Genomic DNA, 25,556 nt, shown 5'->3' with positions numbered 1-25,556 from the left:
CTCAGTTGCGGTAGCCGGGCAACTCGCGGTCCAGGCGGCGGAGCAGAGCAGTCCACTCGCGACGTCCGGAAGGCAGGAAGCTAGACTGCGGCCCATATACTGCGCGAGCTTGTTCCAGCGTGCGTTCGATCACTGCAGACGCCGGCGTGATCAGTGGTGCGCCGGCTGACTGTGCCGCCAGCTGGAAGCGGCAGGCCCGCTCAAGACGCCAGATGCGGGCAAAGGCCTCGGCCATCGTGCGTCCAATCGCCAGTGTTCCGTGGTTGCGAAGGATGAGCAGGTTCTTGTCGCCGAGGTCGGCAAGCAGCGATGCCCGCTCGTCGGTGTCGAGGACGACGCCTTGGAAGTCGTGATAAGCGAGGTCTCCAAGTACCATGAGTGACATCTGGGTGAGCGGCAGCAACCCGCTGGCCTGGCAGGAGATCGCAACCCCCTCGCGGCTGTGAAGGTGAACCACCGCCTCTGCCTGCTCCGCTTCGGCGTGAATGGCACCGTGAATGACGACGGCGGCCGGATTCAGTTCTCCCTCTCCGGCAACGATGCGTCCTTCCAGATCGACTTCGAGGATGGCAGAAACGCAGACTTCCTCGAACAGCAAACCGAGGGGATTCACGAGATAACGGTCCCGACGACCAGGCACGCGGATGGACAGATGGGTGGCGAGCAGGTCGGTCCAGCCGAACAGGGCGACCAACCGGCAAGCCGCGGCCAGATCAATGCGGGCCTGCTGACGGGCCAGTTCCAGAACCTTGTCTTCAGGTGCATTCATGATTCAGCATCAGTCCAGTTTGGCGCCGGAAATCTGCACGATCTTTCCCCAGCGCACGCTGTCTTCCTGGATCGACTTGGCAAAGGCTTCCGGCGTCGAGTAGGCCGCGTCAAGCCCTTGCCCGGCGAGGCGTTCCTTGACCTCGGGCAGCTTGGCGATACGGGTGAGTTCCTGGTTGAGACGGGTAACGATGTTCTTCGGCGTGGCGGCCGGAACGACGATTCCGAACCAGGAGGTAACGTCGAACTGGGGGAGGCCGACCTCGGTGGCGCTAGGTACATTGGGGATCAACGGCGAGCGCTCCTTCCCGGAAATGACCAGCCCCTTGGCTTTACCACTCTTGATCTGCGGAGACAGGATGGTCAGCGTGTCGGATGCCAGATTGACCTCACCGCTAAGCAGAGCGGTGATTGCCGGGGCACTGCCCTTGTAAGGAACATGCAGGAGTTCGGTGCTGGTCAGGTGCTGGAACAACTCGCCGGAAAGATGGCACAGGGTGCCATTGCCGCAAGAGGAATAGCTGAGCTTGCCAGGTTCCTTCTTGGCCAGTGCGATCAGTTCCTTGACGTTGCTGACCGGGGTGGTGGCGCTGGCCGCGATGACATAGGGGACTGAGGCAACAATCGAGACCGGGGCGAAGTCGCGGAACGGGTCATAGGGGATGTTCTTGTTCAGGTGAGGAAGCACGGTCAGTTGCCCGGTTGGTGCGAGCGACAGCGTGTAGCCGTCAGGAGCAGCCTTGGCCGCAGCTTCGGCAGCGATGGCGGTACCCGCGCCAGGTTTGTTTTCGACAATGACGGGCTGCTTGAGCGCTTCCGACAGTTTTTCCGCGTAGATGCGGCCGACGGCGTCTGAAGCTCCGCCCGGCGGGAAGGCAACAATCAGTTTGAGCGGCTTGTTTGGCCACGCGTCGGCGGCGTGTATGGGGGCTGCTGCCAGCAGCGAACCGGCAGCGAGCAAGGTGCCGAACAGATGGGATAGCGGGCGACGGGTCATGGCTGTTTCCCTTTTGATGATCATGTGAAGGTGGGTGGATTCGATTCGGCCAGTTGCGTCAGCAATTGGCTTGCTTCGACATCGCGAATGACTGACAGGAGTTTTCTTGACGCCTGCACCCAGTACCCGAACACCGAATTTGTGCGGTGTGTGGTGGACTATGTCGCCAGCCAGTGTCATGGACGCGTATTCCCGCGGCAGCGGTGGCGTGGTGCCTGTCTGTACCGGGGAACTTGAGAGCGACGGGCTACGCAGAGAAATGAAGCGCATGGCGTGATTCGTACATCAGCGGCCAGAGAAGAGAGGCAAGCGCTTATCGACGAAAGCGGCGATGCCCTCTGCGAAGTCGGCCGAGGTGTTGATTGTCTCGATTGCGGCGCGGGCATGCGCCGCAGCTTCGGTCGGGCCCTTTGGGAGCGTCTCGCCGACGAAGCGCTTCAACAGCCTCAGTACCAATGGCGCGTTGATGGCGATCTGTGCAGCCAGCGCGCGAGCGGTCTCCAGTTCCTCGCCGACTGGCACGACGCGGTTGACGAGGCCGACTTCGTAAGCACGTCTGGCGTCGATGCTGCCGCCAACAAGCAGCAGTTCCATTGCCACCTTGTGTGGGATACGCGCGGCAAGCGAACTGATCAACCCACCGGAAAATCCGACCTTGGCTTCCGGGTAGGAAAAGACACTGTTGTCAGCGGCGATGGCCAGGTCAGCGAACTGCACCAGCACTAGGCCGCCACCGACAACCAGCCCGGCGGTGACGGCGATGACCGGTTTATCCACGGCAATGCCCGCACCAGGAATGGCGCGCCACAGGTCATGCGGAATGTCACGCAGGTTCGCGCCTGCCGTGAAGGCCTTGCTACCGGTGGCCTTGAGGATGGCGACGCGATCGTCGGCGCTGGCGTTGAAGCGTTCCCAAGCCAAACGCAGTTCTGCGATCACCTCGTGGGTGAGGACGTTGTACTTGTCGGCGCGGTCAATGGTGATCTCGGCGACACCGTTACGCGATTCATAGAGAACTTCGGACATGGATATTCCTAGGGATCAGAGGCTGCAGACAGCGGGTCGGGCTTCCTGGCCGAGCGTTGCCTCGCGCAGGGCACGGGCGCTCAGCCGGGCAGTTTCGGCTTCGTCGCGCAAGCGTGCGAGTTCGTCAGCAGTGACGCGTTCGGGGTTGGCGTAATCGAGTTTCCAGTCGGCCGGGCCTGGCCAGCGAAGCGGTGACTGCCAAGTCGTACGCGGTGTTTCGGCTTCTGCCAGCAGGTTCAGGGCGAGCAGCAGTGTCAGCTCCTGGGATGCCGGATCGTGTGGCCTGCCAGCGGCATTGCCAAGCGGAAAATCGGAGAAAAGCAGTCGCGGAACGCCGCAATGTTCGACGACGTCGCGGGCGCAGCCGAGGACGACAGTGGCGATGCCGTGGGCTTCAAGATGGCGAGCGGCCAGTGAGAGGCTCTGGTGGCAGACCGGGCAGTTGGCGACGAGCAGCGCCGCGTCGACGCCGTCGGCGCGGCAGCGAGCGAGCAGTTCCGGGGCGTCGACGTCGACCGTCTGGCGCTGGCTGCGGTTGGTCGGGAAACCGTGGAAGCGCGGCGCCAGCCGCAGCAGCCCGCGCGCTGCCAGCGCGCGCAGGCGGGGCAGCGGAAACCAGGTGCCGCTGTCGGTCATCGTCGTGTGCCGACGGTCAATGGCGACGTGGGCGATGCGCAGATCGTGGTCGGCCGCGCTATCGCCGGAATAGACCTGCCAGAACTTGGCGGTGGCATTGTACGGCGCGCCCGGCCCTTGCTCGCCCAACTCCGGCCGGTATGGTGCGGCGGTGGTGATCAGGGCGACGGTGCTCGCGGACAAGGGCTTCTTCAGGGCAAAAAACGGCGCGTCGTTGTGCCGGGCCCAGAGGTAGGGATTGTCGTAGCCGAGCGCCAGATACCAGGCGCGGGTCCGCGCCAGGTAGGGGATCGGGGCGTCGTGATGGCTCACGGGCGGGTCACTCGAGCGTGATGCCGGCCTGTTTGACGACCTTGCCGTACTTCGCGTAGTCGTCCCGGATCCGCTGCGCGAACTGTTCCGGCGTGCTCGGCCAGGCCTGCAGAGCCTGGCTGGCCAGGCGTTCCTTGACCGCTGGCTGGGCGAGGATGGCGGCGACTTCGCCGTTAAGCCGCTTGACGATGTCCTTGGGCAGCCCGGCCGGGCCGACGAGGCCGAACCATGACGGCACCTCGAAACCGGGATAGCCCTGTTCGGCGACGGTCGGCACATCCGGCAGCAAGGGCGAGCGGTCCTTTGCCGCGATGGCCAGGCCCTTCACCTTGCCGGCCTTGATCTGCGGCGCCAACACGGTCAGCGTGTCGAAGGCCAGATTGACTTCGCCGCCAAGCAGCGCGGTGACCGCCGGCGCGCTGCCCTTGAACGGCACGTGCAGCAGCTTGACGCCGGCTTCTTCGGCGAAGTACTCGCCAGCGAGATGGATGATGGTCGTGCTGCCGGACGAGGAGAAGCTCACGTCGCCCGGTTTGGCCTTGGCCAGCGCCACGGCGTCTTTCAGCGTAGCGGCGGGGAAATTCGGCGCGGCAGCGATGGCGACGGCGGTGTAGGCGAGCTGCGAGATCGGCGTGAATGCGGTCAACGGCTCGAGCCGGCCGGTTTTCTGTACGTGCGGCAGGATCGTCAGTTGGCCGGTCGGCGCTATCGCCAGCGTGTAGCCGTCGGCCGGCGACTTGGCGACGTATTCGGCGGCGATTGCCGTGCCGGCACCGGGTTTGTTTTCTACGATCACCGATTGCTTCAGGCTTTCCGACAGCTTTTCGGCGACTACCCGGCCAACTGCATCGGCGGCGCCACCGGGAGGATAGGGGACAACCAGCTTGATCGGCTTGCTCGGCCAGTTGTCGGCATGAACGGCGAAGGGTAGCAAGGCGGCGATGGCGCCGGCGATCAGTGCGGCACAGCGGGTGAAGCGGGGTGGTTTTACGGTCGACATGGAGATTCCTTGAAAATTGCTCAGGGCAGAGGGGCGATTTCTATCAGCTTGGTTTTGCCGCCGGTGCGCGGCAGACTGCCGAAGGGGAGGATGGTCACCGCCGGGCGGAATGTCAGCAGTTCGCGGATGCGCTGCTCGATGCGGCGGGCGAGTTCCGGCCATTGCGTTTCCGGCACGCCGGTGGCGGCTTCAATGCTCAGGCGCAGTTGTCCTTCGACTCGGGGTGGTGGGGCATCCAGGCGGATGCGCAGTTCGCCGGAGATTTCCGGCTGGAACTGCAGCACGACGTTCTGGATCGCGGCGGGATAGACCTTGACCCCCTTGATCGCCAGCATGTCGTCGACGCGACCGACGATCTGCAGCCGGGTGCCGAAGACGCCGCAGCCCGGGCATTCGCCGACGTTGATCTTGATGATGTCGCCGGTGGCGTAGCGGAAGGCCGGCGCCGCCTGATAGTCAAGCGCGGTATGCAAGGCCTCGCCGACGGCGCCGTCGGTGAGCGGGATCGGCTCCTTGCTTACCGGATCGACCAGGTCGTAGCGGAAGCAGCTGTCGTCGGTCAGATAGTGCATGCCGTGGTAGTCGGTGCTGGTGCAGGAGACCAGCGCGTTGTGCCAGGCACCGCCCATCATGTCGAAAACCTCGGCGCCGAAATGCTCACGTACCCGTTGGCGGAAGGCCGGTAGGCCGGCGCCCGGTTCGCCAGCGCAGAGAATGCGGCGGATACCGAGCGCCCCGACCGGCTTGCCGATCTCGCCGGGTGCCCGGTCGATCAACTGGTTGATCATCGATGGCGTGGCGAACAGCGTCGTCGGCCTGGTGAAATCGATGTAGTTCAGAATCTTCGGTACGCCGGCTTCGGCACCCAGCGCCACCGGGCGGGCGCCGTAGGCTTCCAGCGCCTGCACGTAGGTGACGCCAGCCAGCCACAGCGACAGGCCGAAAGCGTGGAAAGTGGTTTCTCCCGGCCGGATGCCGGCTTCCTTGAACAGGCGGCCCAAGGTCTGATGGGAAATCTCCAGATCGCGCTTGGTGAAGGCGTAGAAGGTCGGCCTGCCGGTCGTCCCGGAAGTCCCGGCCAGATGCACGACGCTTTCCAGCGGTGCCGTCAGGTGCAGGCCGAAGGGGTGGTTGTAGCGGGCCAGCGAATCTTCCTGCGATTGCCGATGGCTGGCCTTGTCCATGAAGGCGGGCAGCCGGCGGAAATCGTCAATGCTGCGGATGTCGTCCGGCGAGTTGACGCCGGCGGCGAGGAAGCGCGGGCGGAAGTAGTCTTCGTTGGACCACAGGTAGCGGATCTGTTCCTTCAGTTTTCGGAACCGGTGTTCGCCAAGCTGTGCCTGGTATTCGGCCGGGTCACGGGTGGCGATGGCGTAAGGATTGTGCGGGTTGATGCTCATGGTTCCATTCGTTCTCAGGGTTCGTTAGGAATCAGTTTTCCTGGAAGGCGACATCGCGGGTCTTGCGCACGGTGGGGAGTACCAGGACGACTATCAGCAGCGCGGCCAGTGAGAGCAGGGCGGCACTCAACGGGCGGGTCAGGAATACCGTCGCGTCCCCCCGCGCAAGCAGCATGGCGCGGCGCAAGTTCTCTTCCATCAGCGGGCCGAGTACGAAGCCGAGCAGTAGGGGCGCCGGTTCGCAGTCGAGCTTGATGAATAGGTAGCCGAGGACACCAAAACCGACGGCGAAGGCGACTTCCAGCGCGCTCTGATTGACGCTGTAGATGCCGACGCAGCAGAACAGCAGGATGGCCGGATAGAGCAGACGGTAGGGAACTTTGAGCAGGCGCACCCAGAGGCCGATCAGCGGCAGGTTGAGTAGTACCAGCAGCGCGTTGCCGATCCACATGCTGGCGATCAGCCCCCAGAACAGTTCCGGGCGCTCGGTCATGACCTGAGGACCGGGAACGATGCCGTGAATCATCATTGCTCCAACCATCAAGGCCATCACCGCGTTGGGCGGTATGCCGAGTGTCAGCAGCGGAATGAAGGATGTCTGGGCTCCGGCATTGTTAGCCGACTCCGGTGCGGCAACCCCTTCAATGGCGCCTTTACCAAAGCGAGAGGGATCGTCAGCCAGTTTCTTTTCAAGTGAATAGGCGGCAAAGGAACTCAACACAGCCCCACCACCCGGCAGTACGCCGAGAAGTGAGCCGAGGAAAGTGCCGCGCAGGACCGGTTTCCAGCTGCGCCGGAAATCTTCGCGTCCGGGTAGCAACTTGCCTACGTGACTGGTGAAAACCTGGCGGGTCTCGTGTTTCTCGAGGTTGTGGACGATTTCGGCGATTCCGAAAAGTCCCATGGAGACAACAACGAAGCCGAAGCCGTCAGAGAGTTCGGGAATGCCGAAGCTGAAGCGCTCTACGCCGGAGTTCACATCGGTTCCGACGAGTCCAAGCAACAAGCCAAGGGTGGTCATGGCGATGGCCTTGATCAGCGAGCCTTTCGCCAGCACGATGGCTGCGATGAGGCCGAGGATCATCAGCGAGAAGTACTCGGCTGGACCGAATTTAAGTGCCAGCTCGGAGAGGGGGGCTGCGAGCACGGCGATGACCAAGGTGGCGACCGTCCCGGCAAAGAAGGAGCCAAGGGCAGCGATGCCCAGGGCGGCGCCGGCGCGACCCCGGCGGGCCATGGCGTAACCGTCGATGCAGGTGATGACCGACGACGATTCTCCCGGCAGATTGACGAGAATTGCGGACGTTGATCCGCCGTACTGGGCTCCGTAGTAGATACCGGCCAGCATGATCAGTGCGCTGAGCGGTGGCAGGCCGTAAGTGGCCGGTAGCAGCATGGCAATGGTGGCAACGGGACCAATGCCGGGCAGTACGCCGATCAGCGTGCCAAGGGTGACGCCAACCAGACAATAGCCAAGGTTGCCCAGGCTAGCAGCGGCTTCGAATCCTTGCGTCAGTTGTGCAAGCAGTTCGGTCATGCCGGGAAGACTTGTAAGGGCAGACCGAGGCCATAGGCGAACACCAGCACGGCGAAGGTGGCCAGGCCGCCGCTAAGAAGACCAAGTTCCTTCCAGTTGAAGGCGCGGTAGGCAATACCACTGAATATAACCAGTCCAAGGGTGGCAACGATCAGCCCGGCTGTTTGCAGTGCGAAGGCAAATGTCAGCAGGCTGAAACCGATTAGCCCGAGTGAGCGCAGGCAGGGCTTCTCGATCAGACGGGATTCGTCGGAGAGAAGATCGGGGCGGGTATTCCGGAGCACCAGCAACAGACCGAGGGCAGCCAGCAGCAGACCGAGGGCAAGCGGGAAATATCCTGGCCCCATGCGCATCGCATTGCCAAGCTTGTAGGCAGTGGATCCCCAAGCTGTGAGGCTACCGAGAACGAAGAAGAATAGGCCGGCGGCGATGTCGCGGTGGCCGATCAGACGGAGTTTCATTTGCGAGTTCCCTGACTGGAGACGAAAAACAGACCGATCGTCTACAAAGGGCTAAAAAAAAACGCAGTACTCGCAACCGTCCTTCATATGACCGCTTCGAGCGCTGCCGGACCAAGACTTCCGGCAGATTATCGGCAGGCGCTTTGCGGCGAAGAACGACTTAGAACTTCAAAGCTTACTAGTATTGCTTCTATGTCCTTATGCACCTTCAGCGCGGGTCTGACGGGGAAGTCCGCCGAAGAAGCCGGAGGCGAAGGTACGTAGCGGCGCGACGTTGCCGATCAGCTTCGCACGCAGTACTGCCCCCTCCCAGCCGATCCAGAAAAAAGCGGCAAGCTGGCAGCAGTCGGCTGCGGCATCTAGGCTTCCTTCCTGCTGAGCTTCTCTCAGGCAGGCGGCGAGCCGGCGTTGCCAAGCGACAAAGGTGGCTTCGAGTTTGTCGCGGAACGCTTCCGGCAAACAGTTCATTTCCTGGCCGAGATTGCCGATCAGGCAGCCGCGCTGGAAATGGTAGCGTTCCATGCCGCGCTCGGCGTCGGCGATGAAATTGGCGATGCGTTGCAGGGGAGGTTCCTTGTCGTTACCAAAAAGGCGATCAAGCTTGTGCGCGAAATACTCGGCATAGCTGTCGATGACCGCGCAGCCAAAGGCTTCCTTGCTGTCGAAGTAGTGATAGAAGGAACCCTTGGGTACGTTCAGTCGACCGAGGATGTCGCCGATGCTGGTCGCAGCGAAACTCTTTTCGGTAAGGATCTCGACTCCGCAACGGATCAGGGCGTTACGCGTGTCCAAGCCGTCCTGGTGTAGTCGCGGAGGGCGCCCTGGACCGGTGCGCTCGCTGGTCATGATGGTCAATTTGACGAAGAGTTGATAACGGATAGTTGGCGCAGGAGTCGAAGCGAAATGCTAAAGCGCATACCCAATGCGGGGAAAAGAATCATTCCGTCTGAGCTAATATCAGCGAACTAAGCGCAATTCGGTCATGTTGATCGGGCAATACGGTCAAAGTTTAGCAACGGCATCCGTCCGGATTCCGAGTTGGGGCTGCGGACCGGATCGCTGGTTTCGCTGACCGACAGCGCGTCGATCAGCTAGATGGTCGATAACAAAAAATCGGCATCGGCCTGCTGCTTCCGGCGATAGTAGATGTTCGAACATCTGCTCTGTCCGGAAGAGGCTGCTCTCAGAAGCTTATTCGTTCGAACGATTTGCAGTGCATGCTATATGCAGCAACGAGAAAACGAATTGAAACCAAGCAGCGAAGGATCCATGCGACGCGAGAGCGTGAGCGAGCAGGGGGCGTGAGCGGTTCGTGTCCACGCGCAATTTGCATCGGCACTTGTGACAATTGGCGGACATAAACTGGCGCATCGTGGCGACATATGTCACAAATCGATTTGTAAAACACGCAATATATACAGTTGGTTATGACTGTGTCGGCTGCGGGCGCTCTGTTCGCACCGATCTTTGACGGTTAGTACCAATGCCGAAATTCGCCCTCCGAAGGCAGGGGTCACTGGTTCGAATCCAGTCGGGCGCGCCAGCCGAATACAAAAAAGGGCACTTCTTCTGAAGTGCCCTTTTCATTTTTGTGGCGGCCCTAGTCAGCGCGGAATGCGATCACTAGCCCACTGCCTTTACGGCGATACGATCTAGGTGAAGTAGCGGCATTCTGTCTGATTCGGATTCGACGCCTCGAACTGCGTCGCTAGTTTCCGTTATCGACAGTGGGTCAATAAGCCAAATCGTCGAAAGCGAGAAATTTTCGTTTCTTTGCTGTTTTTGACGATAGTAATGCTCATAAACCGGTCCGGATATGACTGCCTTGTAGGGTTTGCAAAAAATTTGGAAAGAGCGGCCATCTGCTGCGAGCAACGCGGCGGTAATGGGTTGATCGAACCAGATAGAGCGGACCAAATGCGCATTGGCCTGCGAGTGTTCGAAAGCTTCGGGATAGACGAGGCGGCCATCGTCGTCGACGTGCAGGCCGGGCGCGAAGATCACGTAGGGTGATCCGTCCTCGGCCAGCAGCGCCAGTGTCTTGACGCTGTCGGCGCGGTTCAGGAGTTCGCGGATTTCCGCGGCGAGCGTGTACTTGGACATGGGCGTTTCCTAGATTCTCGACAGGTCGGTATCGGGGTGGTTGCCGCAGATGCGGTAGTTGTCCATGTCGACGAGCAGGCCGTAGTAGCGACGGATGCTGTCGAGCCCCTTTGCCAGCCGGACGAAGTACTCGAGCGAGGGCGCCTGCTGCTTGTGGAAAACGGAACCGGTGATCGGCACCCAGACGCAATAGACGGTGCTCACCCCCTTGCTGGCGAGGTCCTCGGCCTCTTCGAGCGTCGCGCGCAAGCCGTCTTCTTCAGTGGCAAAGCCATGCGGCCTGGCTGTTTCGACGCCGCCGACGATGCCGGTATTCACGTAGCCGCGGCCAAAGATGCCGACGGCGTCGACCAGCCGGCGCTTCCACTCGCGGTAGCCGGGGCGGACTGCCTTGCCGGGGCAGATCCAGTTGAACTTCTCCTCGTCGAGCACTTCGATGTCGGAGGTATAGGTCAGCAGGCCGGTCTGCTCGTGGATGCGCTGCAACTGCTCGAGACTGAAGGCCGAGGCGACCAGCTGGCTCGGGAAGCGCCGTGTCGTGAAGTTCTCGCCGATTGCCTGCAGGGTTTCGATGTAGATGTCGACTTCTTCGGCAAACAGTTCGCCTTCTCCGAGGATCGAGCCACAGGTCAGGCCGACAGTCAGGAAGCGGCCGGGCTGGCGGATCGCTTCGCGCACGGTCTCATAGGCATCGCGCGGATCGAGACGCAGCGGCTTGTTGTTCAGGCGCCGTTCCTTGTTGTAGTGCGCCGCGATGTTGCAGTACTTGCAGCCCTTGCCATCGTCCCAATAGTGGCAGTAGGCGTAGGGGTTGATGTCGATGCGCTGCGGCCGCGGCGTTGCCACTTGCCACATCGGCTTTCCCGACGAGGTGAACCGATCGTGGAAATCCGGCTTCAGCCAGTATTCGACTTCCTCGAGAACCTCGCCATGGTCGGTCAGCACCAGCCGGCCGTCGATGAAGTCGACGACGTAGGGGTCGATCGCGTTCGGACGCGGCCCCGACAGGATCGAGGTGCCGTCGCGCAGCAGCAGCGAGATCGGGACAAGCGACTCCTTTTCGCCGATCGAGTGAAAGATGCTGCGCGCCTGCAGCATGTGGCGGGCCGGATCGGCCTGCGTCAAGGCGGCCTCGGTGTAGGTCACGCCACGCCGCTGGACGTCGATCTTGAGGATGATGAAGTGCGGAACCTCGGGATACTTGGCGACCACTTCCCGGTAGGAAAGCGGGCGCAGACTGCTCTCGCTGAGCGCATGCATTGCGGTAATCCTTCTGTTAACGGGTCAGTGCCCGGTCGATGTCGGCGACCAGATCGTCGAAATGTTCAAGGCCGGCGAACAGGCGTAGCGTGGCGCCATCCGACAGAGCGTTTTCCGGCTCGACCGTGTCGATCTGCGTCCTGCCGTCGTCGGGATTGACGACACTCCCGACCAGTTCGAGCCCGGCCAGCAGCCGGGCCGCTGCGTCGCCGCCGCCGCGCAGCACGAAGCGCAGTTCGGAGCCGAAGCCGTTCGGCAGATAACGCCGTGCCAGCGCATGCTGCGGATGTTCGGGCAGGCCGGGGTAGACCACGGCGGACACCTCGGGACGCGCGCGCAACCAATGCGCCAGCGCCAGCGCGTTGTCGGCGTGTCGCTGCGCGCGCAGCGACAGCGTTTCGAGGCCAATCACGAACTGGAAGGCACTCAGCGGCGAAAGGCTGGGGCCGATGTCGCGCGCGCCTTCGACCCGGCTGCGGATGGCGAAGGCGACGTTGCCGGTCGGGCTGCCGGGACCGAAGCGTTCCCAGAAGCGCAGGCCGTGATAGCCGGCCGACGGCTGCGTGAACTCGGCAAAGCGGCCGCTGGACCAATCGAAACGACCGCCGTCGATGATCACGCCGCCGGCAGGCGCGCCGTGGCCGCCAATCAGCCGGTTCGTTGCCGCGATGACGACGTCGGCGCCATGCGCCAGCGGCTGCGCCAGATAGCCGCCACCGCCGGCCGTGTTGTCGACCAGCAAGGGCAGGCCGGCGGCGTGCGCCACCTCGGCAATACCCGCGAAATCGGGCACGCGCAATCCTGCGCCGGCAAGCGTTTCGACGTAGACGGCGCGCGTGCGCGGACCGATCGCCGGCGCGAAGGCGCCGGCAACGCCATCGTCGACGAAGCGGGCATGGATGCCGAAATTGCGCTCGAAAGCGAGCAACTGGTGACGCGTCTCGCTGCCGATACTGTTCGAGACGACGATATCGTCGCCGTGCGTGAGCAAGGTGTTGAAGGCGAGAAAGCGCGCCGCGGCGTGCGTGCCGACAGCCACCGCGGCCACGCCACCTTCGAGCGCGGCGATACGCCGTTCGAAGACGTCCGAGGTCGGGTTGAAGATGCGCGTGTAGACGTTGCCCTCTTCCTCAAGCGCAAACAGCCGGGCTGCGTGCGCTGAGTCATTGAAGGTGAAGGAGCTCGTCTGATAGATCGGCAGCGCGCGGGCATTGGTCACGGGCGCGGGCGTCTGTCCCGCGTGCACCTGCAGCGTTTCGAAGCGATGGTCTGGCCGGAAGTTTGCTGCGGCATCAGGCATGTTCCGCTCCCTTGCCGGCAACGGTATCGGCGACGCCGGCGTAGTAGCGGCGCGCGACTTCCGGATGCGAGCGAAGCTGGCTCTTGAGCAGGTTGAGTCCGACCTGTTCGAGCAGCGGGTTGTCAGGATCGTGGGCGGAGGGCCGCGCCGCCGCTTGCAGAGCCGCCGGCAGCGCGATCGGCCGGACGCGCGCGTCGAGATGCGGATTGAGGAAGTAAGCGATCGACAGGCGGTCGTTCTGCCCGGCGGGAGTCACCACGCGGTGCACGTTGGCATGCAGGTAGCCGCCGCTGGCCAGTTCGAGCATCTCGCCGATGTTGACCACCAGCGTGCCGGCGCGCGGCGGCACCGCGATCCAGCCTTCGCCATCCTGGACCTCCAGGCCGCTTTGTTCATGCTGGAGGACGAAGGTCAGCAGGCCGGTGTCCTTGTGCGCACCGACGCCCTGTGTGCTGTCGGCGAAATCACTGCCTGGATAGCGAATCAGCTTGAGCAATAGCGTTGGCGTTTCGCCGATCAGTGGCGTGAATACTTCGGCATCCTGACCAAGGGCGGTGGCGAGCGCACGTAGCAGCCGCGAGGCCGCTTCAGTCAGTTGTGCTTGCAGTTCGAGAACAACGGGCTTCAGTGCCGGAATATCTGCTGGCCATTGGTTAGGCCCTTCAAGAAGTGCCCATGGAGGAGCATCTGCCGAGGCTGTGCGGACGGGGCGTTCGGCACCGAAATCGAGCTGTTCGCGCCAGTCGCGGGCGCCGCGCGTCAACTCGGAGCCTGTCCGCGTATAGCCGCGGAAATGCGGCGAATGCCAATTTTCGATTTCCCTTTTCACTGCGTCGGGCCGGTCAAAGAACTCACGACTGACGCGAAATGCCCCAGCAATTAACGACTCAGGAATTCCATGTCCAGAGAGGTAAAAAAAGCCATGCGAGTGGGCAGCTTCACGCAGCCGGAAAATGTTGTCCTGATGCGAACCCGTAGAGGCATCAAAGTCGTGCAGAGCAAAAGTAGGGAGTGCCATGTATTCGTCGTTGATTGCCTGTTCCAAGCCTTTTTCGGCAGGTGGGCTAGCCGTGTGCTGGCAGGGGGGAAGGTGCAGTTGGGAGTGCGAATATAAGGCCACTACTGCTTCGCGCTAATCAATATTGCTAATAAGTAGCGAAGCTCGATTTGAACAAGCTAATAAGCATTTAAGGCATGTCCCGGGCCGGCTTCTATTTACGTCCTTGGCATGTGTTGTTTTTGCTACGAGCTTATTCATTAGATCTGATATGCATCCAATGACAAGTTTGTTCATTTCTATTTGTTTCACCTCTTAAATGCGCGGGCTATTCATTCAGTGACCTCGACAATTGATCGGGTCGTGGTGATTGATCGGTTGGACGTGGATAATCGACAGGGGTGAAAAAAATGAAACGGGTACTGATTGGAGCCTCGATTGGTGTCATCGGGGTCTCGAGTGTCGCTCCAGCGGCTGAGACACGCGCGGTAACGGAAGCGACGACTCTGGAGAAGGTTGTTGTTACTGCGCAGAAGCGTGAAGAGTCTGCTCAGGATGTTGGTGTTGCCATCTCGGTGCTGTCAGGTGACGAACTCCAAGCGCGTGGCGTCACTAACATCAACCAACTGCAGAACGAGGTGCCAAGCCTCGAAATCGAGCCGGCTTTTGGTAGTGGCCAGTCTCAGTTCCGGATTCGCGGCATAGGCTTTCAGGACTACGGCCCCAATAATTCTTCAGCTGTTGGGGTGTACGTCGACGAAGTTTCTTATGGATTTCCCGTTCAGACGCAGGGGCTGTTGTTCGATCTGGATCGTGTCGAAGTTCTTCGTGGACCACAAGGTACTCTTTACGGGAAGAACACGACCGGTGGCGCGATAAATTTCCAGACGCGCAAGCCAACAAAAGAGTTTGAAGGCGACGTGTCAATAGGCTATTCGTCTTATGATACGAAGACTATCCAAGGATTTTTGTCCGGCCCAATTAGTGAATCTTTGAGGGGCCGGTTCTCATATGCTACCGAGCAGGGTGGCGCTTGGCAGCACAACCGAGAGACCGGCGAAAAGCTCGGCGCCAAGGATATTTCCGCCTTTCGCGGGCAGCTTGAGCTTGATGCAACTCGCGATCTGAAAATAGCGCTTACCGCTAGCTATGGCCAAGATAAATCGGACGCGCAAGGTTTGTATCTTTTTACCGCACGTCCACACTATGGTTACGCAGCTGACACGGATCTGACCGCAACGGGCTGGGGCCGAACCGCTGCATTCTCGCGCATGATTGGCGTTTCCCAGAATCAGAAGCCGACTAAAGATAATGATTCGACCAACGTCGCACTGACAGTTAACTGGGATCTCGATACGGTCAAGCTAACAAGCATTACCAGTGCGCAGAATTTTCATCGCCGCGAACTCTCTGACTGGGATGGCACTTCTGTCAATAACGCTGACGTCTACTGGAAAGACGATGCCAATATTTTCTCCCAGGAAGTGCGACTGGCATCGAATAAAACGACCGATCTAAATTGGGTTGTCGGCGCCTACTATTCCAGCGAAAAACTCAACGAGGATTGGTATACCGATTTTACCCGCGACTACGGTGTGATTACGCGCACCAAGTACAAGCAGGACGGCGAGACTCAGGCGCTTTTCGGTCAGCTGGATTACAAGCTCGCGCAGAACTGGAAGGGCATTATTGGTGTACGCCAGGAGCATGAAAAGCGCACGATTAGCGATTTCAGTACGACAACGACGCCTGTGCAGGCGTGGGCGAACGTAGCTGGCGCGAGTTCTTCTCTCTCGACGGATGGTACATCCGGAAAGCTCGGTATTGAATATCAGCTCGACAAAAACGCCTTGCTCTATGGGTCAGTCAGTCGTGGTATCAAGTCGGGTGGTATTACGGCGCATAACACCTTCAATACCTACGCACTTACTCCGTTTGAACCAGAAACACTGGTGGCTTACGAGACGGGGTTCAAGGCAGATCTGGCAGGTAATCTGCGTCTGAATGCTTCAGTCTTTCACTATGACTATCACAACCAGCAGTTCCAGGACATAACACAAAGTCCGTCTGGGGCGCTGATAGGTAAAATAGTTAATATAAATAGCTCGGCAGTGGACGGCGGTGAGATTGAACTGAACTGGATTCCGCTATCAGGTCTCACCATCACTCAGTCACTCGGCTACAAGCACGCCACATTCCGTGACTTCAAGTCGCTTCAATTAGGTGACCTTTCGGGCAAAGACCAGTTCATGCCGAAATTGAGCTATGGCGGCAGCGTAGCTTATGCGTGGGGGGCTGCTGGCTATCGCTTTAAGCTCGCTGGTGACTACAGTTATCACGATACCTACAAGTCGTGGCTCAACATCGTGAATCCAGATGGCGGCAACGTGTACGACATCAAGTCCTACTGGCTTGCCAATGCTCGCTTCGAGGTCAGTCAGGTGGGCGCACCGTGGCAAGTCAGCTTTTGGGTGCGCAACTTGTTCAACGAGAAGTATGACCTGACGCGTAATTTCTTCGGCAATCGCCCGGGTGGTACGTCTGATGACTTGAACGTTGCCTTGGCCGGTCAGCCGCGGACCGTCGGCGCTGTTCTGAACTACGCCTTTTGATAGCAGTGATGTGCCGGGACGCCTCAAAGGGGCGCCTCGGCGCCGCCCTTTGGGATAACTTTTCGCTCACTGTGTTTTATAAGCCGCATATTGCTCGGCTCCTGTCCGGGCTCGCGATTGCCACGTGGTGTTGCTGGGTGAACGCGGCCACCCTACGCGTCGGCATGCAACTCGAGCCGCCGCAGCTCGATCCGACCAGCGCCGCCGCCGCACCGATCAACGAGCTGTGCTACGGCAACCTGTACGAAGGCTTGCTGCGCCTTGCCGCCGACGGCACTCCCGAGCCGCGACTCGCCGAGTCGTGGAAGATTTCGGCTGACGGACTCGACTACACCTTTCAGCTGCGCGCCGGCGTGCGTTTCCACGACGGTACGCCTTTCGACGCCGAGGTCGCGCGCTTTGCACTGGAGCGCGCCCGCGCTGCCGACTCGCTCAACCCGCAGCGTTCTTTGCTGGCGGCGGTCGCCTCGGTCGACGTGCTGGCACCGCTGCGCTTGCGCATCCACCTGCAGCGGCGCGACGGCAACCTGCTGCAGTCGCTGGCCAGCGGCGCGCTGGTGATGGTGGCGCCGGCCAGCGCCACCGGCAATCGGGCACACCCGATCGGAACCGGTCCGTTCCGCTTCGCCGACTGGCGTCGCGGCGACTCGGTCACGCTATTGCGCAACGACGATTACTGGGGTGGGCAGCCGCCGCTCGAACGCGTGGTCTATCGCTTCATTCAGGATCCGGCCGCCGCCTACGCGGCCCTGATGGCTGGCGATCTCGATGTCTTTCCCAATTATCCGGCGCCGGAAAACCTCGCCCAGTTCAAGGCAGACCGCCGCTTCGTCGTCGAAACCGCGAGTACCGAAGGCGAGACCGTGCTCGCCTTCAACCACCGGCGGCCGGCGCTCGCCGACCTGCGCGTGCGGCGGGCAATTTCCTACGCGCTCGACCGTCAGGCAATCATCGACGGGGCAATGTTCGGCTACGGCACACCGATCGGCAGTCACTTCTCGCCGGCCAACCGCGCCTGGGTCGACCTCGCCGGCGTTTATCCGCACCGGCCCGAACGCGCACGCGAGCTGTTGCGCGAGGCCGGCGCCGAAGGACTGTCACTGACCCTGAAACTGCCACCGACCGCCTACGCCCGGCGCAGCGGCGAAATCGTCGCCGCGCAGCTGGCGCAGGTCGGCATCCAGACGCGTATCGAGAACCTCGAATGGGCGCAGTGGATGGACCAGGTTTTCGTGCGCCACGATTTCGACCTGTCGATCGTCGTCCATGCCGAGCCGCTGGATTACACGATCTACGGGCGCGACGACTACTACTTCGGGTACCGCAGCGACGACTACAAACGCAAGCTGGCCTCGCTTGCCGATACCGTCGATGCGCAGGAACGCCTTGGCATCCTGCGAGAATTGCAGCAGATTCTGGCCCGCGACGCGGCCAACGGCTTTCTCTTTCAATACCCCTTGCTGCAGGTCCGCGACCGGCGCGTCGAAGGACTGCCGGTGGGCAGCGTCAGCGGATCGACCGAGCTCGGCGCCGTGCGCATCGTCGATGCGCCTCACGGCGATGGCACGGCTGAGGACGCCGGCAGCGGCTTGACGTCAGCGCTGAGCAGCCTGGGCTTGCTCGGCATCGCGGCGGCGGCGCTTGCCGCTGGCCTGTCGGCATGGCGACGCCTCGGTGCACTCTGGCTGCTGCAGCGCCTCGGCGCGCTGCTGGTGACCTTGTTCGTCGCCAGCGTTCTGGTATTTGTGCTCGTTCAGGTAGCGCCGGGCGATCCGGCGCTGAGCATCATGGGCGTTAATGCCGACCCCGCGGCAGTCGATGCCCTGCGCCGCCAGCTCGGGCTCGATCAGAGCGCCGTCGCACGCTATGGCCAGTGGATTGGTGGTCTGCTGCACGGCGACGCCGGACAGAGCTACATCTATCAGGTTCCGGTGGCCACCCTGATCGCCGACCGCATTCAGGTATCGCTGCCACTGGCCGTGCTCGCCTTGCTCGGCTCGACCGCGCTGGCACTGCCAGCGGGCATCGCCGGCGCCTACTATCGCGGCCGCTGGCCCGACCGCGTACTGGCTGCGCTCACCCAGTGCGGCATCGCGATTCCGAACTTCTGGCTGGGAATGCTGCTGGCGCTGGTATTCGCGATCGGGCTGCGCTGGCTGCCCGCCGGCGGCTTCGCCGGCTGGGAACACGGCTTCGGCACGGCACTGACTTCGCTGCTCCTGCCGGCGCTGGCGCTGGCGTTGCCGCAGGCGGCCATTCTCGCCAGCGTGCTGCGCACGGCGCTGATCGAAACCAGCGCCGAGGACTACCTGCGTACGGCACGGGCCAAAGGCCTGGGCGCCTTTGCCGCGCTCTGCCGCCACTCCCTGCCGAACGCGGCGATCGAGGTACTGACCATTCTCGGCCTGCAGTTTTCCTTCCTGCTCGCCGGTGCGGTGGTCATCGAAAACGTCTTTTTCCTGCCCGGAATCGGTCGCCTGGTGCTGCAGGCGGTTGCCCAACGCGACCTGATCCTCGTGCAGAACGTGGTGCTGCTGCTGGTGCTGATCGTGGTAACGGTGTCCTTCCTCGTCGATCTGGCCTACCACATCGTCGATCCGCGTCTCGGCACCGGGGCAAGGCGATGACAAGGCTCTCTCCCGCCCTGGCGCTAGGCGGACTGACGAGCGGGGTCTTCGTCGCGCTGGCGTTGCTCTCGCTGCTGTGGACGCCGTACGACCCGACGCAGCTGTCGATCATCGGGCGCCTGCAGCCGATCGGCGTCAACCACTGGCTGGGCACTGATCAGCTCGGCCGCGATGTGCTCTCGATGCTGATGCGCGGTGCCTCCACCTCGCTCGGTGTCGCCGTCGCGGCAGTCGTGCTTGGCGCCGTACCCGGCATTGCGCTCGGGCTCTTCGCCGCCGCGCGGCGCGGATGGATCGACGAGATCGTCATGCGCGGCAACGATGTGGTGTTTGCCTTCCCGGCACTGCTGGTGGCCATCCTGCTGACGACGGCTTTCGGCCCCGGCGCGCTCAACGCCATCCTCGCCATCGGCCTGTTCAACATACCGGTCTTCGCCCGCGTGACGCGCGCCGGTGCGCTGCGTCTGTGGCCGCGCGAATACATCCTTGCTGCGCGTGTCGCCGGCAAGGATTCGCTGCGGATTTCGCTCGAACACATCCTGCCGAACCTCGGCGGTGCGCTGATGGTGCAGGCAACAACGCAATTCGCACTGGCCATCGTCGCCGAGAGCGCGCTGGCTTATCTGGGACTGGGAACGCAGGCGCCGCTGCCGAGCTGGGGACGCATGCTCGCCGACGCGCAGACGCTGACGGCGCTGGCGCCCGGTCTGGCGATCTACCCCGGTCTGGCGGTCGTGCTCTCGGTGCTCGGCCTCAACTGGCTCGGCAACGGCCTGCGCGATCTGCTCGATCCGCGTCTGGCGAAAGGGGTCTGAGCATGGCACTGCTGAACATTTCCGGTCTGCATCTTGAAGTTGATGGCAGGAAACTGCTGTCCGGGATCGAGCTATCGCTGCGCGCCGGAGAGGTGCTTGGCCTCGTCGGCGAATCCGGTTCGGGCAAGTCGATGACGGCGATCTCGGTGCTCGGCCTGCTGCCGCCGGGCGCCCAGCGCAGCGGCACGATCGATCTGGCCGGGCGCGATCTTCTCAAGCGCAGCGAACGCGAGCTGTGCGCGATCCGCGGCAGTGAAATCGGTATGGTCTTTCAGGAGCCGATGACCGCGCTCAATCCGCTGCTGCGCATCGACGAGCAGGTCGCCGAAGTGGTGCGCACGCACCGGCGCGTCAGCCGCCGCGAAGCGCTGACGCTGGCGCACGCGACGCTCGAGCGCGTCGGCCTGCCCGCCAGCCGCGTCGGTCATGACCGTTATCCGCATACGCTGTCGGGCGGTCAGCGGCAGCGCGTGGCGATCGCCATGGCGATCGTCCTGAAGCCGAAGCTGTTGATCGCCGACGAGCCGACCACCGCGCTCGACGTCAGCACGCAGGCGCGCATTCTCGAATTGCTGCGCGAACTGGTGCGCGAGAACGCTTGCGGCCTGCTGCTGGTCAGCCACGATCTCGGCGTGATCGCGGAAATCGCCGACGAGGTGGCGGTCATGGAACGCGGCCGCATCGTCGAGCACGGAACGGTCGCCCAGGTGCTGCGTCATCCGCAGCACCCTTATACGCAAGCGCTGCTCGCCAACTCCCGCCCGCAGCCTGTGCCGGCACCTTCCGCCGCAGGCACAGGCGCGCCGCTGCTGGAAGTGGACCGCGTGGTCTGCGAATATCCGGCGCACGAACGGACGCTGTTCCGGCCGCCGCCCGCCGTGCGGGCAGTCGACGGCGTCTCGCTGCGCATCGATCCCGGCGAGCGTGTCGGCCTGGTCGGCGAATCGGGTTGCGGGAAATCGACCTTGCTGCGCGCAATTCTCGGACTGGAAACACTACGCGGCGGCACCATCCGCGTTGCCGGCGAAGGCTATGCCGGTGGCGATACGGCCAGCCTGCAGAAGATTCGCCGGCAGATCCAGATCGTCTTCCAGGACCCGCACGGTAGCCTCAACCCCCGCTGGCGTGTTGCCGACGTGGTCGGTGAGCCATTCCATCTCTGGCGCGGTGCCGGTGCGCCCGCAGCCGACGAGCGCCGCCGTCGTATCGCCAGCGTGCTCGAACGTGTCGGACTCAGCGCCGCCGACGGCGAGCGCTTTCCGCACGAATTCTCTGGAGGCCAGCGCCAGCGCATCGCGATCGCGCGCGCGCTGGTCTGCGAACCGCGTCTGCTGGTGCTCGATGAAGCCGTCTCGGCGCTCGACGTCTCGATCCGGGCGCAGATTCTCGAACTGCTGGGCACGCTGTCGCGCGAACTCGGTCTCGCTTACCTGTTCGTCTCGCACGACATCCAGGTCGTTCGCGCCGTCACTGATCGGCTTTACGTCATGCAGCGCGGCCGGGTGGTCGAGTCCGGGCACAGCGCCGAGGTGCTGGCGCATCCACGGCACGACTATACGGCGAGCCTCGTTGCCGCGTCGCCGGACCTCGACCTCGCGCTGGCACGGCGCTTTCCGCAATCCGCGAAGATACCCGTCGCGGTGGCGAGCTGAGCCGGCAACGGCCAGCCCGCCACCGCGACCCGTTCAGATGGCGTGGCGAGCGAGGAAATCGGCAACGTCGCCGGCGGAACGTTCGGGAATCTCACGCTGCGGCAGATGCCCGACGTCGGGATAGATGATCAGTTCCGAGGCGGCAATGGCGGCGTGGAATCGTTGCGAATCCGCCGCCGGAATCAACGGATCGTCGGCGCCGTGCAGGATCAGCGTCGGCACGCGGATCGCCACCAGACGCTCGGCGCTCGCCTGCTGCAGGCTGGGCAGCACGGCCGACATCAGGATACGACGATGGCCCGGCAGCAGCTGATATTCGGCCCAGCGGTCGATGACCGCGTCGGTGATCAGCGCGGCATCGTGCACCTGCGCGCGCAGCCCCTGCGCGATCAGCGGCCGGTTATCGATGCGCATCAGCACCTCCCGCCCGAGCGGATGCTGCAGGATGCGGAAGGCCAGCGAGGGCTTCGCGCGCTCGCCCTGCGGCGGCCAGCCGGCGGCAGCGGCGAGTATCAGGGCCGAAACGCGTTGCGGATTCGCCAGCGCGACACGCCAGGCGACGCCGCCGCCCATCGAATTGCCGGCGACGGCAAAGCGCTCGAGGTGCAGCGCATCGGCGAAGGCGGCGACGAGTTCGGCGCAGCGGACGGCGTCGAGCGTGAAGTCCGCCGGTGCGTCGCTGAGGCCGTGGCCGGGCAGGTCGAGACTGAGTACGCGGTAACGCCCGGCGAGGCGCGCCGCCCAGCCCTCCCAGGTGGCGTAAGAGTCGCCGTAGCCGTGCAGCAGGATCAACGCCGGTGCATCCGGCTTGCCCTGATCGCGGTAATGCAGGCGGATTTCTCCGGGCAGGTCGAGAAAGTGGTCGTCGGCGCCCGAGTACTTGGCAAGAATCGGTTCGCGCGGCACATCAGGCGCACGCAGCCAGAGGAAGGTGGCCGCCGCCCCGATAAGGAGCAAGGTTATGAGCGAGGCGAACAAGTACGCAATTTTCAGCAAAGGATTCTCCAAGAACACCGAATGGGTGTGGTGGCAGCACTGTCCCCCCACGGTGGCATGCCCAAATGGCGACACGTGATTGCCGCAATGTCGATTGCTCGATGTCTCGGTCGAGATATGGCTTCGACGGCAAGCAGGCTGTTTGCGGGCATCACGGTGACGTAATTGCACGTTAAGCCGTGGGAGTTCAAAGCGCGCTTGAAGACCGCGTAACGGCTACTCGCCCTATGCGTGTTAAGCGAAGTTAGGGTGATTTGTTGCCGCGTTGGCCTTGAGGTGGCCCATTTTCAGCGATCCAGGTGGTCCGCAGAAATGACGTTTTTGTTCGATTCTTATGCCGCGCAGTGCGTGAGCTTAGCCGGATATGCCTTGTCGCTGATTCAGTAATGCTTGTGGTTATCGATCTAACCAACGAAGAAAAAGTTTGTTATTCGAAATAAGGCAATCGTCGATACATTGGCCTCGCCATCGGTGAATTTTCGCCGAGGTTCTGGTGCCACATCGCCGCTGGTCGTGGGGCGTCGTGGCTTTGTGGCAAGGTGAATAGGTAGATCAACGATGTCCGATGAGTTAACACTCTCTTCGTTGTCGCATGGGCTTGGGAAAGCTTCGGAGCACGAATCCGGCGGCTTTCTACATCGACACGCGGGGCTTTTGATCACCCTCGCGGTGCACGGTGGGCTGATCTGGGGGCTATTACAGTTCGAAGGCGTTAGACAGACGCTCAGCGAAGCAGCGCCGCTGATGGTGAGCCTGATCACCCCGCAAAAAGTGGATGAGCCACCAAAGCCCCTACCGCAAGCGGTGCCTCAACCAGCACGTCGGCCCACTACTGCGCCTTTGCTGGCGACGGCTTCGCCGACGACAGCTGCTAACGCCCCCGCCCCAACTTCTGCTTCGCCCGCAGTGGTCGAGACTGCCACTTCGACCGAGGCACCGCTTGAATCGCCGAATTTTACGGCGGCCTATCTGCATAATCCGCCTCCGCCATATCCGAGCGCCTCGAAACGCTTTCGTGAGGAAGGTACTGTTCAGCTACGAGTTCAAGTGAGCGAATCCGGGGCCGCGACCGCGGTGGAGGTGCACCGCAGCAGTGGCTTCCCCCGACTCGATCAGGCTGCGCAAGTGGCAGTCGGTGCTTGGAGATTTACTCCGGCGAAGCGGGGGGACGTCCGCGTTACGGCGTGGGTCATCGTCCCGATCACATTTAACTTGGAGAACTGAACCATGGAACCGGCACAAAACGCGCTCGGCTTTGCCGACTTCCTCGCCCAATCGGACAGCGTCGGCAAGGCCGCCTTGCTGATCCTGCTCGTCATGTCCATCGCAACCTGGTACCTGATCATCAACAAAACGCTGCAGCTCCTTCGCGACCGTCGCTCGTCGAGTGCTTTCCTTCGCGAATTCTGGAATTCGTCCACTGTGAGCGTGCTCAACTCTCAAGTGCTCGCCCAGGCCAAGGAGAATCCCTTCTCCCGATTGGCACGGCAAGCGGTCGTTGCCGTTCGCCACCACGAACGACACAACGGCGGGCGGGCGGGTGCAGGCGCTGAAGCCTCGGAATTCCTGACCCGCTCAATCCGGCAGGCACTCGAAGAAGAAACCGCGCGGGTCGAATCCGGACTGACGGTTCTCGCCTCGGTCGGCAGTACCGCGCCCTTTGTCGGCCTGTTCGGCACCGTGTGGGGCATCTACCACGCGCTGCTCAACATCGGCATCAGCGGCCAGGGCACGCTCGACAAGGTGGCCGGCCCGGTCGGCGAGGCGCTGATCATGACCGCCTTCGGTCTGGCCGTGGCGATTCCGGCGGTGCTGGCCTACAACGCCTTCACGCGCGGCAACCGCGTGCTGGTCGCGAAGCTGGATTCTTTCGCCCACGACCTCTTTTCCTTCCTGACGACAGGCGCACAGGTGAACGATCCGGCACGGGGGGGCGAATTCCGTCAGCAGACCCTGGCGACGGCGGGAGCAGTCTGATGGCGTTCGGTGGCTTCAACAAAGACGGGGCGAAGGCACCGCTGGCGGAAATCAACATGGTGCCGCTGATCGACGTGATGCTCGTGCTGCTCGTCGTCTTCATCATCACGGCGCCTTTGCTGACGCATGCGGTGAAGATCGATCTGCCGAAAGCCAGCAGTCACCCGAATCAGACAAAATCAGACAACGTGCAAATCGCAATTCGAGCGGATGGTCAGTATTACTGGAGTGGCGAGGCGGTAGATCGGGAAGAACTGCATCGCCGCATTCTTGATGCCGCCACACTCTCGCCCCAGCCGGAAATTCACTTGCGCGCAGATCGAACCGCCCAGTATCAGTTGATCGCTGAGGTCATGGCGGATGCTTCAAAGGCTGGGTTAGTCAGGATAGGGTTTGTCTCCGATCCAAACCCGGTTCGCTAGAAATGTTTCCTGGCGTGTTTGACCACATTTTCTAGCGGATCGAAATCTCTACCCGGCGATTCCTGGGTTCGTAGGTATTGTCGGGGGTCGGGATCAGCAGATTGCGTTCGCCGTGTGATTCGATGCTGAGCGCGTGTACCTTCAGCCCCCGATCCTTCAGGAGTTTGGCGACGGTCGTGGCGCGGCGGAGGGAGAGTTCTTCGTTGCCGTCGGCGCGGCCGCTGGTGTCGGTGTGGCCGATGACGGAGACGTCAACGGCGGGACGGTCAGCGGCTTCGGCGATGATCTTCGGGATCAGTGCCGCCGATTCGGCGGTCAGGCGGGCGCCGTTATCAAAGTAGAGAAGGTAACGGGTCGGCATCTTCGGGCGCGCGGCGATGGCGTCGCCGAAGTCCTTGTGGATTTTCTCCGGGCTGACCGGCGCGGCGGCGGCCGATCCGTCGAGCGGCGCGCCGTACCGCGCGGTGCTGATCAGCTGTTCGCCGCGCGCGCCTTTGACGATGACTTTGCCGGTCGTGCCGTCCGGGCTTTCGAGGAGGACGACGTACGATTTCGGGGCGCAGCCGGCGAGGATGGCGGCGAGGGCGCCCGCCAGCAGGAGTTCGCCGGCGCGGTGGCGAGCGGAGGTGCGCGAAGGAGGCGTCATGACGTGGCGCAT

22 protein-coding genes are annotated in these 25,556 nt (G+C 62.4%); 7 read left to right on the top strand and 15 right to left on the bottom strand.

Annotated features, from left to right (window positions below; all coding sequences use genetic code 11):
- Window position 1 precedes the first annotated feature (1 nt).
- The 13 genes from GHK24_RS11430 to GHK24_RS11370 all read right to left on the bottom strand — a co-directional run bounded on the left by GHK24_RS11430 (window position 2) and on the right by GHK24_RS11370 (window position 13,818).
- Window positions 2–769: a class II aldolase/adducin family protein gene (locus GHK24_RS11430; RefSeq protein WP_153473015.1), complete on the bottom strand. Its 768-nt coding sequence runs from the start codon at window positions 767–769 to the stop codon at window positions 2–4.
- 9 nt (window positions 770–778) lie between these two features.
- Window positions 779–1,945 carry a Bug family tripartite tricarboxylate transporter substrate binding protein gene (locus tag GHK24_RS11425; protein ID WP_228384674.1) on the bottom strand — a complete coding sequence of 389 codons (1,167 nt, stop codon included), beginning with the start codon at window positions 1,943–1,945 and terminating at the stop codon, window positions 779–781.
- Between the two features lie 105 nt (window positions 1,946–2,050).
- Complete coding sequence (locus GHK24_RS11420) at window positions 2,051–2,791, bottom strand: enoyl-CoA hydratase/isomerase family protein (protein WP_153473014.1); 741 nt, start codon at window positions 2,789–2,791, stop codon at window positions 2,051–2,053.
- A 15-nt stretch (window positions 2,792–2,806) separates the two neighbouring features.
- The gene (locus GHK24_RS11415) at window positions 2,807–3,739 is read right to left on the bottom strand and encodes a glycine reductase (RefSeq protein WP_167682792.1); all 933 of its coding nucleotides are present in this window, start codon (window positions 3,737–3,739) and stop codon (window positions 2,807–2,809) included.
- Window positions 3,740–3,746: 7 nt separating this feature from the next.
- Window positions 3,747–4,739, bottom strand: coding sequence for a Bug family tripartite tricarboxylate transporter substrate binding protein (locus GHK24_RS11410; protein WP_153473013.1), 993 nt, complete (start codon window positions 4,737–4,739; stop codon window positions 3,747–3,749).
- Between the two features lie 20 nt (window positions 4,740–4,759).
- On the bottom strand, window positions 4,760–6,139 hold the full coding sequence (locus GHK24_RS11405) for a phenylacetate--CoA ligase family protein (RefSeq protein WP_153473012.1): 1,380 nt from the start codon (window positions 6,137–6,139) through the stop codon (window positions 4,760–4,762).
- A gap of 31 nt (window positions 6,140–6,170) precedes the next feature.
- Window positions 6,171–7,676 (bottom strand): tripartite tricarboxylate transporter permease, encoded by a 1,506-nt coding sequence (locus GHK24_RS11400; protein WP_153473011.1) that lies wholly within the window; start codon window positions 7,674–7,676, stop codon window positions 6,171–6,173.
- Window positions 7,673–8,137 carry a tripartite tricarboxylate transporter TctB family protein gene (locus GHK24_RS11395; protein ID WP_153473010.1) on the bottom strand — a complete coding sequence of 155 codons (465 nt, stop codon included), beginning with the start codon at window positions 8,135–8,137 and terminating at the stop codon, window positions 7,673–7,675. Before GHK24_RS11395 ends, GHK24_RS11400 begins: the two co-directional genes overlap by 4 nt.
- Before the next feature lie 198 nt (window positions 8,138–8,335).
- The gene (acuR, locus tag GHK24_RS11390; RefSeq protein ID WP_153473009.1) at window positions 8,336–8,983 is read right to left on the bottom strand and encodes an acrylate utilization transcriptional regulator AcuR; all 648 of its coding nucleotides are present in this window, start codon (window positions 8,981–8,983) and stop codon (window positions 8,336–8,338) included.
- 777 nt (window positions 8,984–9,760) lie between these two features.
- The gene (locus tag GHK24_RS11385; RefSeq protein ID WP_153473008.1) at window positions 9,761–10,240 is read right to left on the bottom strand and encodes a pyridoxamine 5'-phosphate oxidase family protein; all 480 of its coding nucleotides are present in this window, start codon (window positions 10,238–10,240) and stop codon (window positions 9,761–9,763) included.
- Window positions 10,241–10,249: 9 nt separating this feature from the next.
- Window positions 10,250–11,500 carry a radical SAM protein gene (locus tag GHK24_RS11380; RefSeq protein WP_153473007.1) on the bottom strand — a complete coding sequence of 417 codons (1,251 nt, stop codon included), beginning with the start codon at window positions 11,498–11,500 and terminating at the stop codon, window positions 10,250–10,252.
- A 16-nt stretch (window positions 11,501–11,516) separates the two neighbouring features.
- Window positions 11,517–12,800: an O-acetylhomoserine aminocarboxypropyltransferase/cysteine synthase family protein gene (locus GHK24_RS11375; RefSeq protein WP_153473006.1), complete on the bottom strand. Its 1,284-nt coding sequence runs from the start codon at window positions 12,798–12,800 to the stop codon at window positions 11,517–11,519.
- Window positions 12,793–13,818, bottom strand: coding sequence for an isopenicillin N synthase family dioxygenase (locus tag GHK24_RS11370; RefSeq protein WP_153473005.1), 1,026 nt, complete (start codon window positions 13,816–13,818; stop codon window positions 12,793–12,795). Before GHK24_RS11370 ends, GHK24_RS11375 begins: the two co-directional genes overlap by 8 nt.
- A 389-nt stretch (window positions 13,819–14,207) precedes the next feature.
- Here GHK24_RS11370 and GHK24_RS11365 point away from each other — a divergent pair, with 389 nt between their 5' ends.
- From GHK24_RS11365 to GHK24_RS11350, 4 genes are all read left to right on the top strand, one after another.
- Window positions 14,208–16,409, top strand: coding sequence for a TonB-dependent receptor (locus tag GHK24_RS11365; RefSeq protein ID WP_153473004.1), 2,202 nt, complete (start codon window positions 14,208–14,210; stop codon window positions 16,407–16,409).
- Window positions 16,410–16,546: 137 nt separating this feature from the next.
- Window positions 16,547–19,036 (top strand): ABC transporter substrate-binding protein, encoded by a 2,490-nt coding sequence (locus GHK24_RS11360; protein WP_194286419.1) that lies wholly within the window; start codon window positions 16,547–16,549, stop codon window positions 19,034–19,036.
- Window positions 19,033–19,851 carry an ABC transporter permease gene (locus GHK24_RS11355; protein ID WP_153473002.1) on the top strand — a complete coding sequence of 273 codons (819 nt, stop codon included), beginning with the start codon at window positions 19,033–19,035 and terminating at the stop codon, window positions 19,849–19,851. The genes GHK24_RS11360 and GHK24_RS11355 overlap by 4 nt, the downstream gene beginning before the upstream one ends.
- Window positions 19,852–19,853: 2 nt before the next feature.
- Window positions 19,854–21,503: an ABC transporter ATP-binding protein gene (locus tag GHK24_RS11350; protein WP_153473001.1), complete on the top strand. Its 1,650-nt coding sequence runs from the start codon at window positions 19,854–19,856 to the stop codon at window positions 21,501–21,503.
- Window positions 21,504–21,536: 33 nt separating this feature from the next.
- On the opposite strand, the gene GHK24_RS11345 is transcribed toward GHK24_RS11350, so the two are convergent.
- On the bottom strand, window positions 21,537–22,499 hold the full coding sequence (locus GHK24_RS11345) for an alpha/beta fold hydrolase (RefSeq protein WP_153473000.1): 963 nt from the start codon (window positions 22,497–22,499) through the stop codon (window positions 21,537–21,539).
- Between the two features lie 558 nt (window positions 22,500–23,057).
- Between GHK24_RS11345 and GHK24_RS13995 the strand changes: the two genes are divergently transcribed.
- Genes GHK24_RS13995 through GHK24_RS11330 form a run of 3 tightly spaced genes read left to right on the top strand, consistent with a single transcriptional unit; the run spans window position 23,058 to window position 24,898 of the window.
- A complete protein-coding gene (locus tag GHK24_RS13995) occupies window positions 23,058–23,723 on the top strand; it encodes an energy transducer TonB (protein ID WP_153472999.1) in 666 nt (221 codons plus the stop codon).
- Between the two features lie 3 nt (window positions 23,724–23,726).
- Entirely contained in the window at window positions 23,727–24,476 is a 750-nt protein-coding gene (locus tag GHK24_RS11335; protein ID WP_153472998.1) for a MotA/TolQ/ExbB proton channel family protein, read from the top strand.
- The gene (locus GHK24_RS11330) at window positions 24,476–24,898 is read left to right on the top strand and encodes an ExbD/TolR family protein (protein ID WP_153472997.1); all 423 of its coding nucleotides are present in this window, start codon (window positions 24,476–24,478) and stop codon (window positions 24,896–24,898) included. The genes GHK24_RS11335 and GHK24_RS11330 overlap by 1 nt, the downstream gene beginning before the upstream one ends.
- A 31-nt stretch (window positions 24,899–24,929) precedes the next feature.
- Here GHK24_RS11330 and GHK24_RS11325 read toward each other — a convergent pair whose 3' ends face one another.
- Entirely contained in the window at window positions 24,930–25,556 is a 627-nt protein-coding gene (locus GHK24_RS11325; protein ID WP_228384673.1) for an OmpA family protein, read from the bottom strand.

Source organism: Rhodocyclus gracilis (assembly GCF_009617575.1).
Lineage (GTDB): Bacteria > Pseudomonadota > Gammaproteobacteria > Burkholderiales > Rhodocyclaceae > Rhodocyclus > Rhodocyclus gracilis.
Note: the sequence above shows the minus strand (reverse complement) of the source record. Positions and strands in the feature narration are given on the sequence as shown.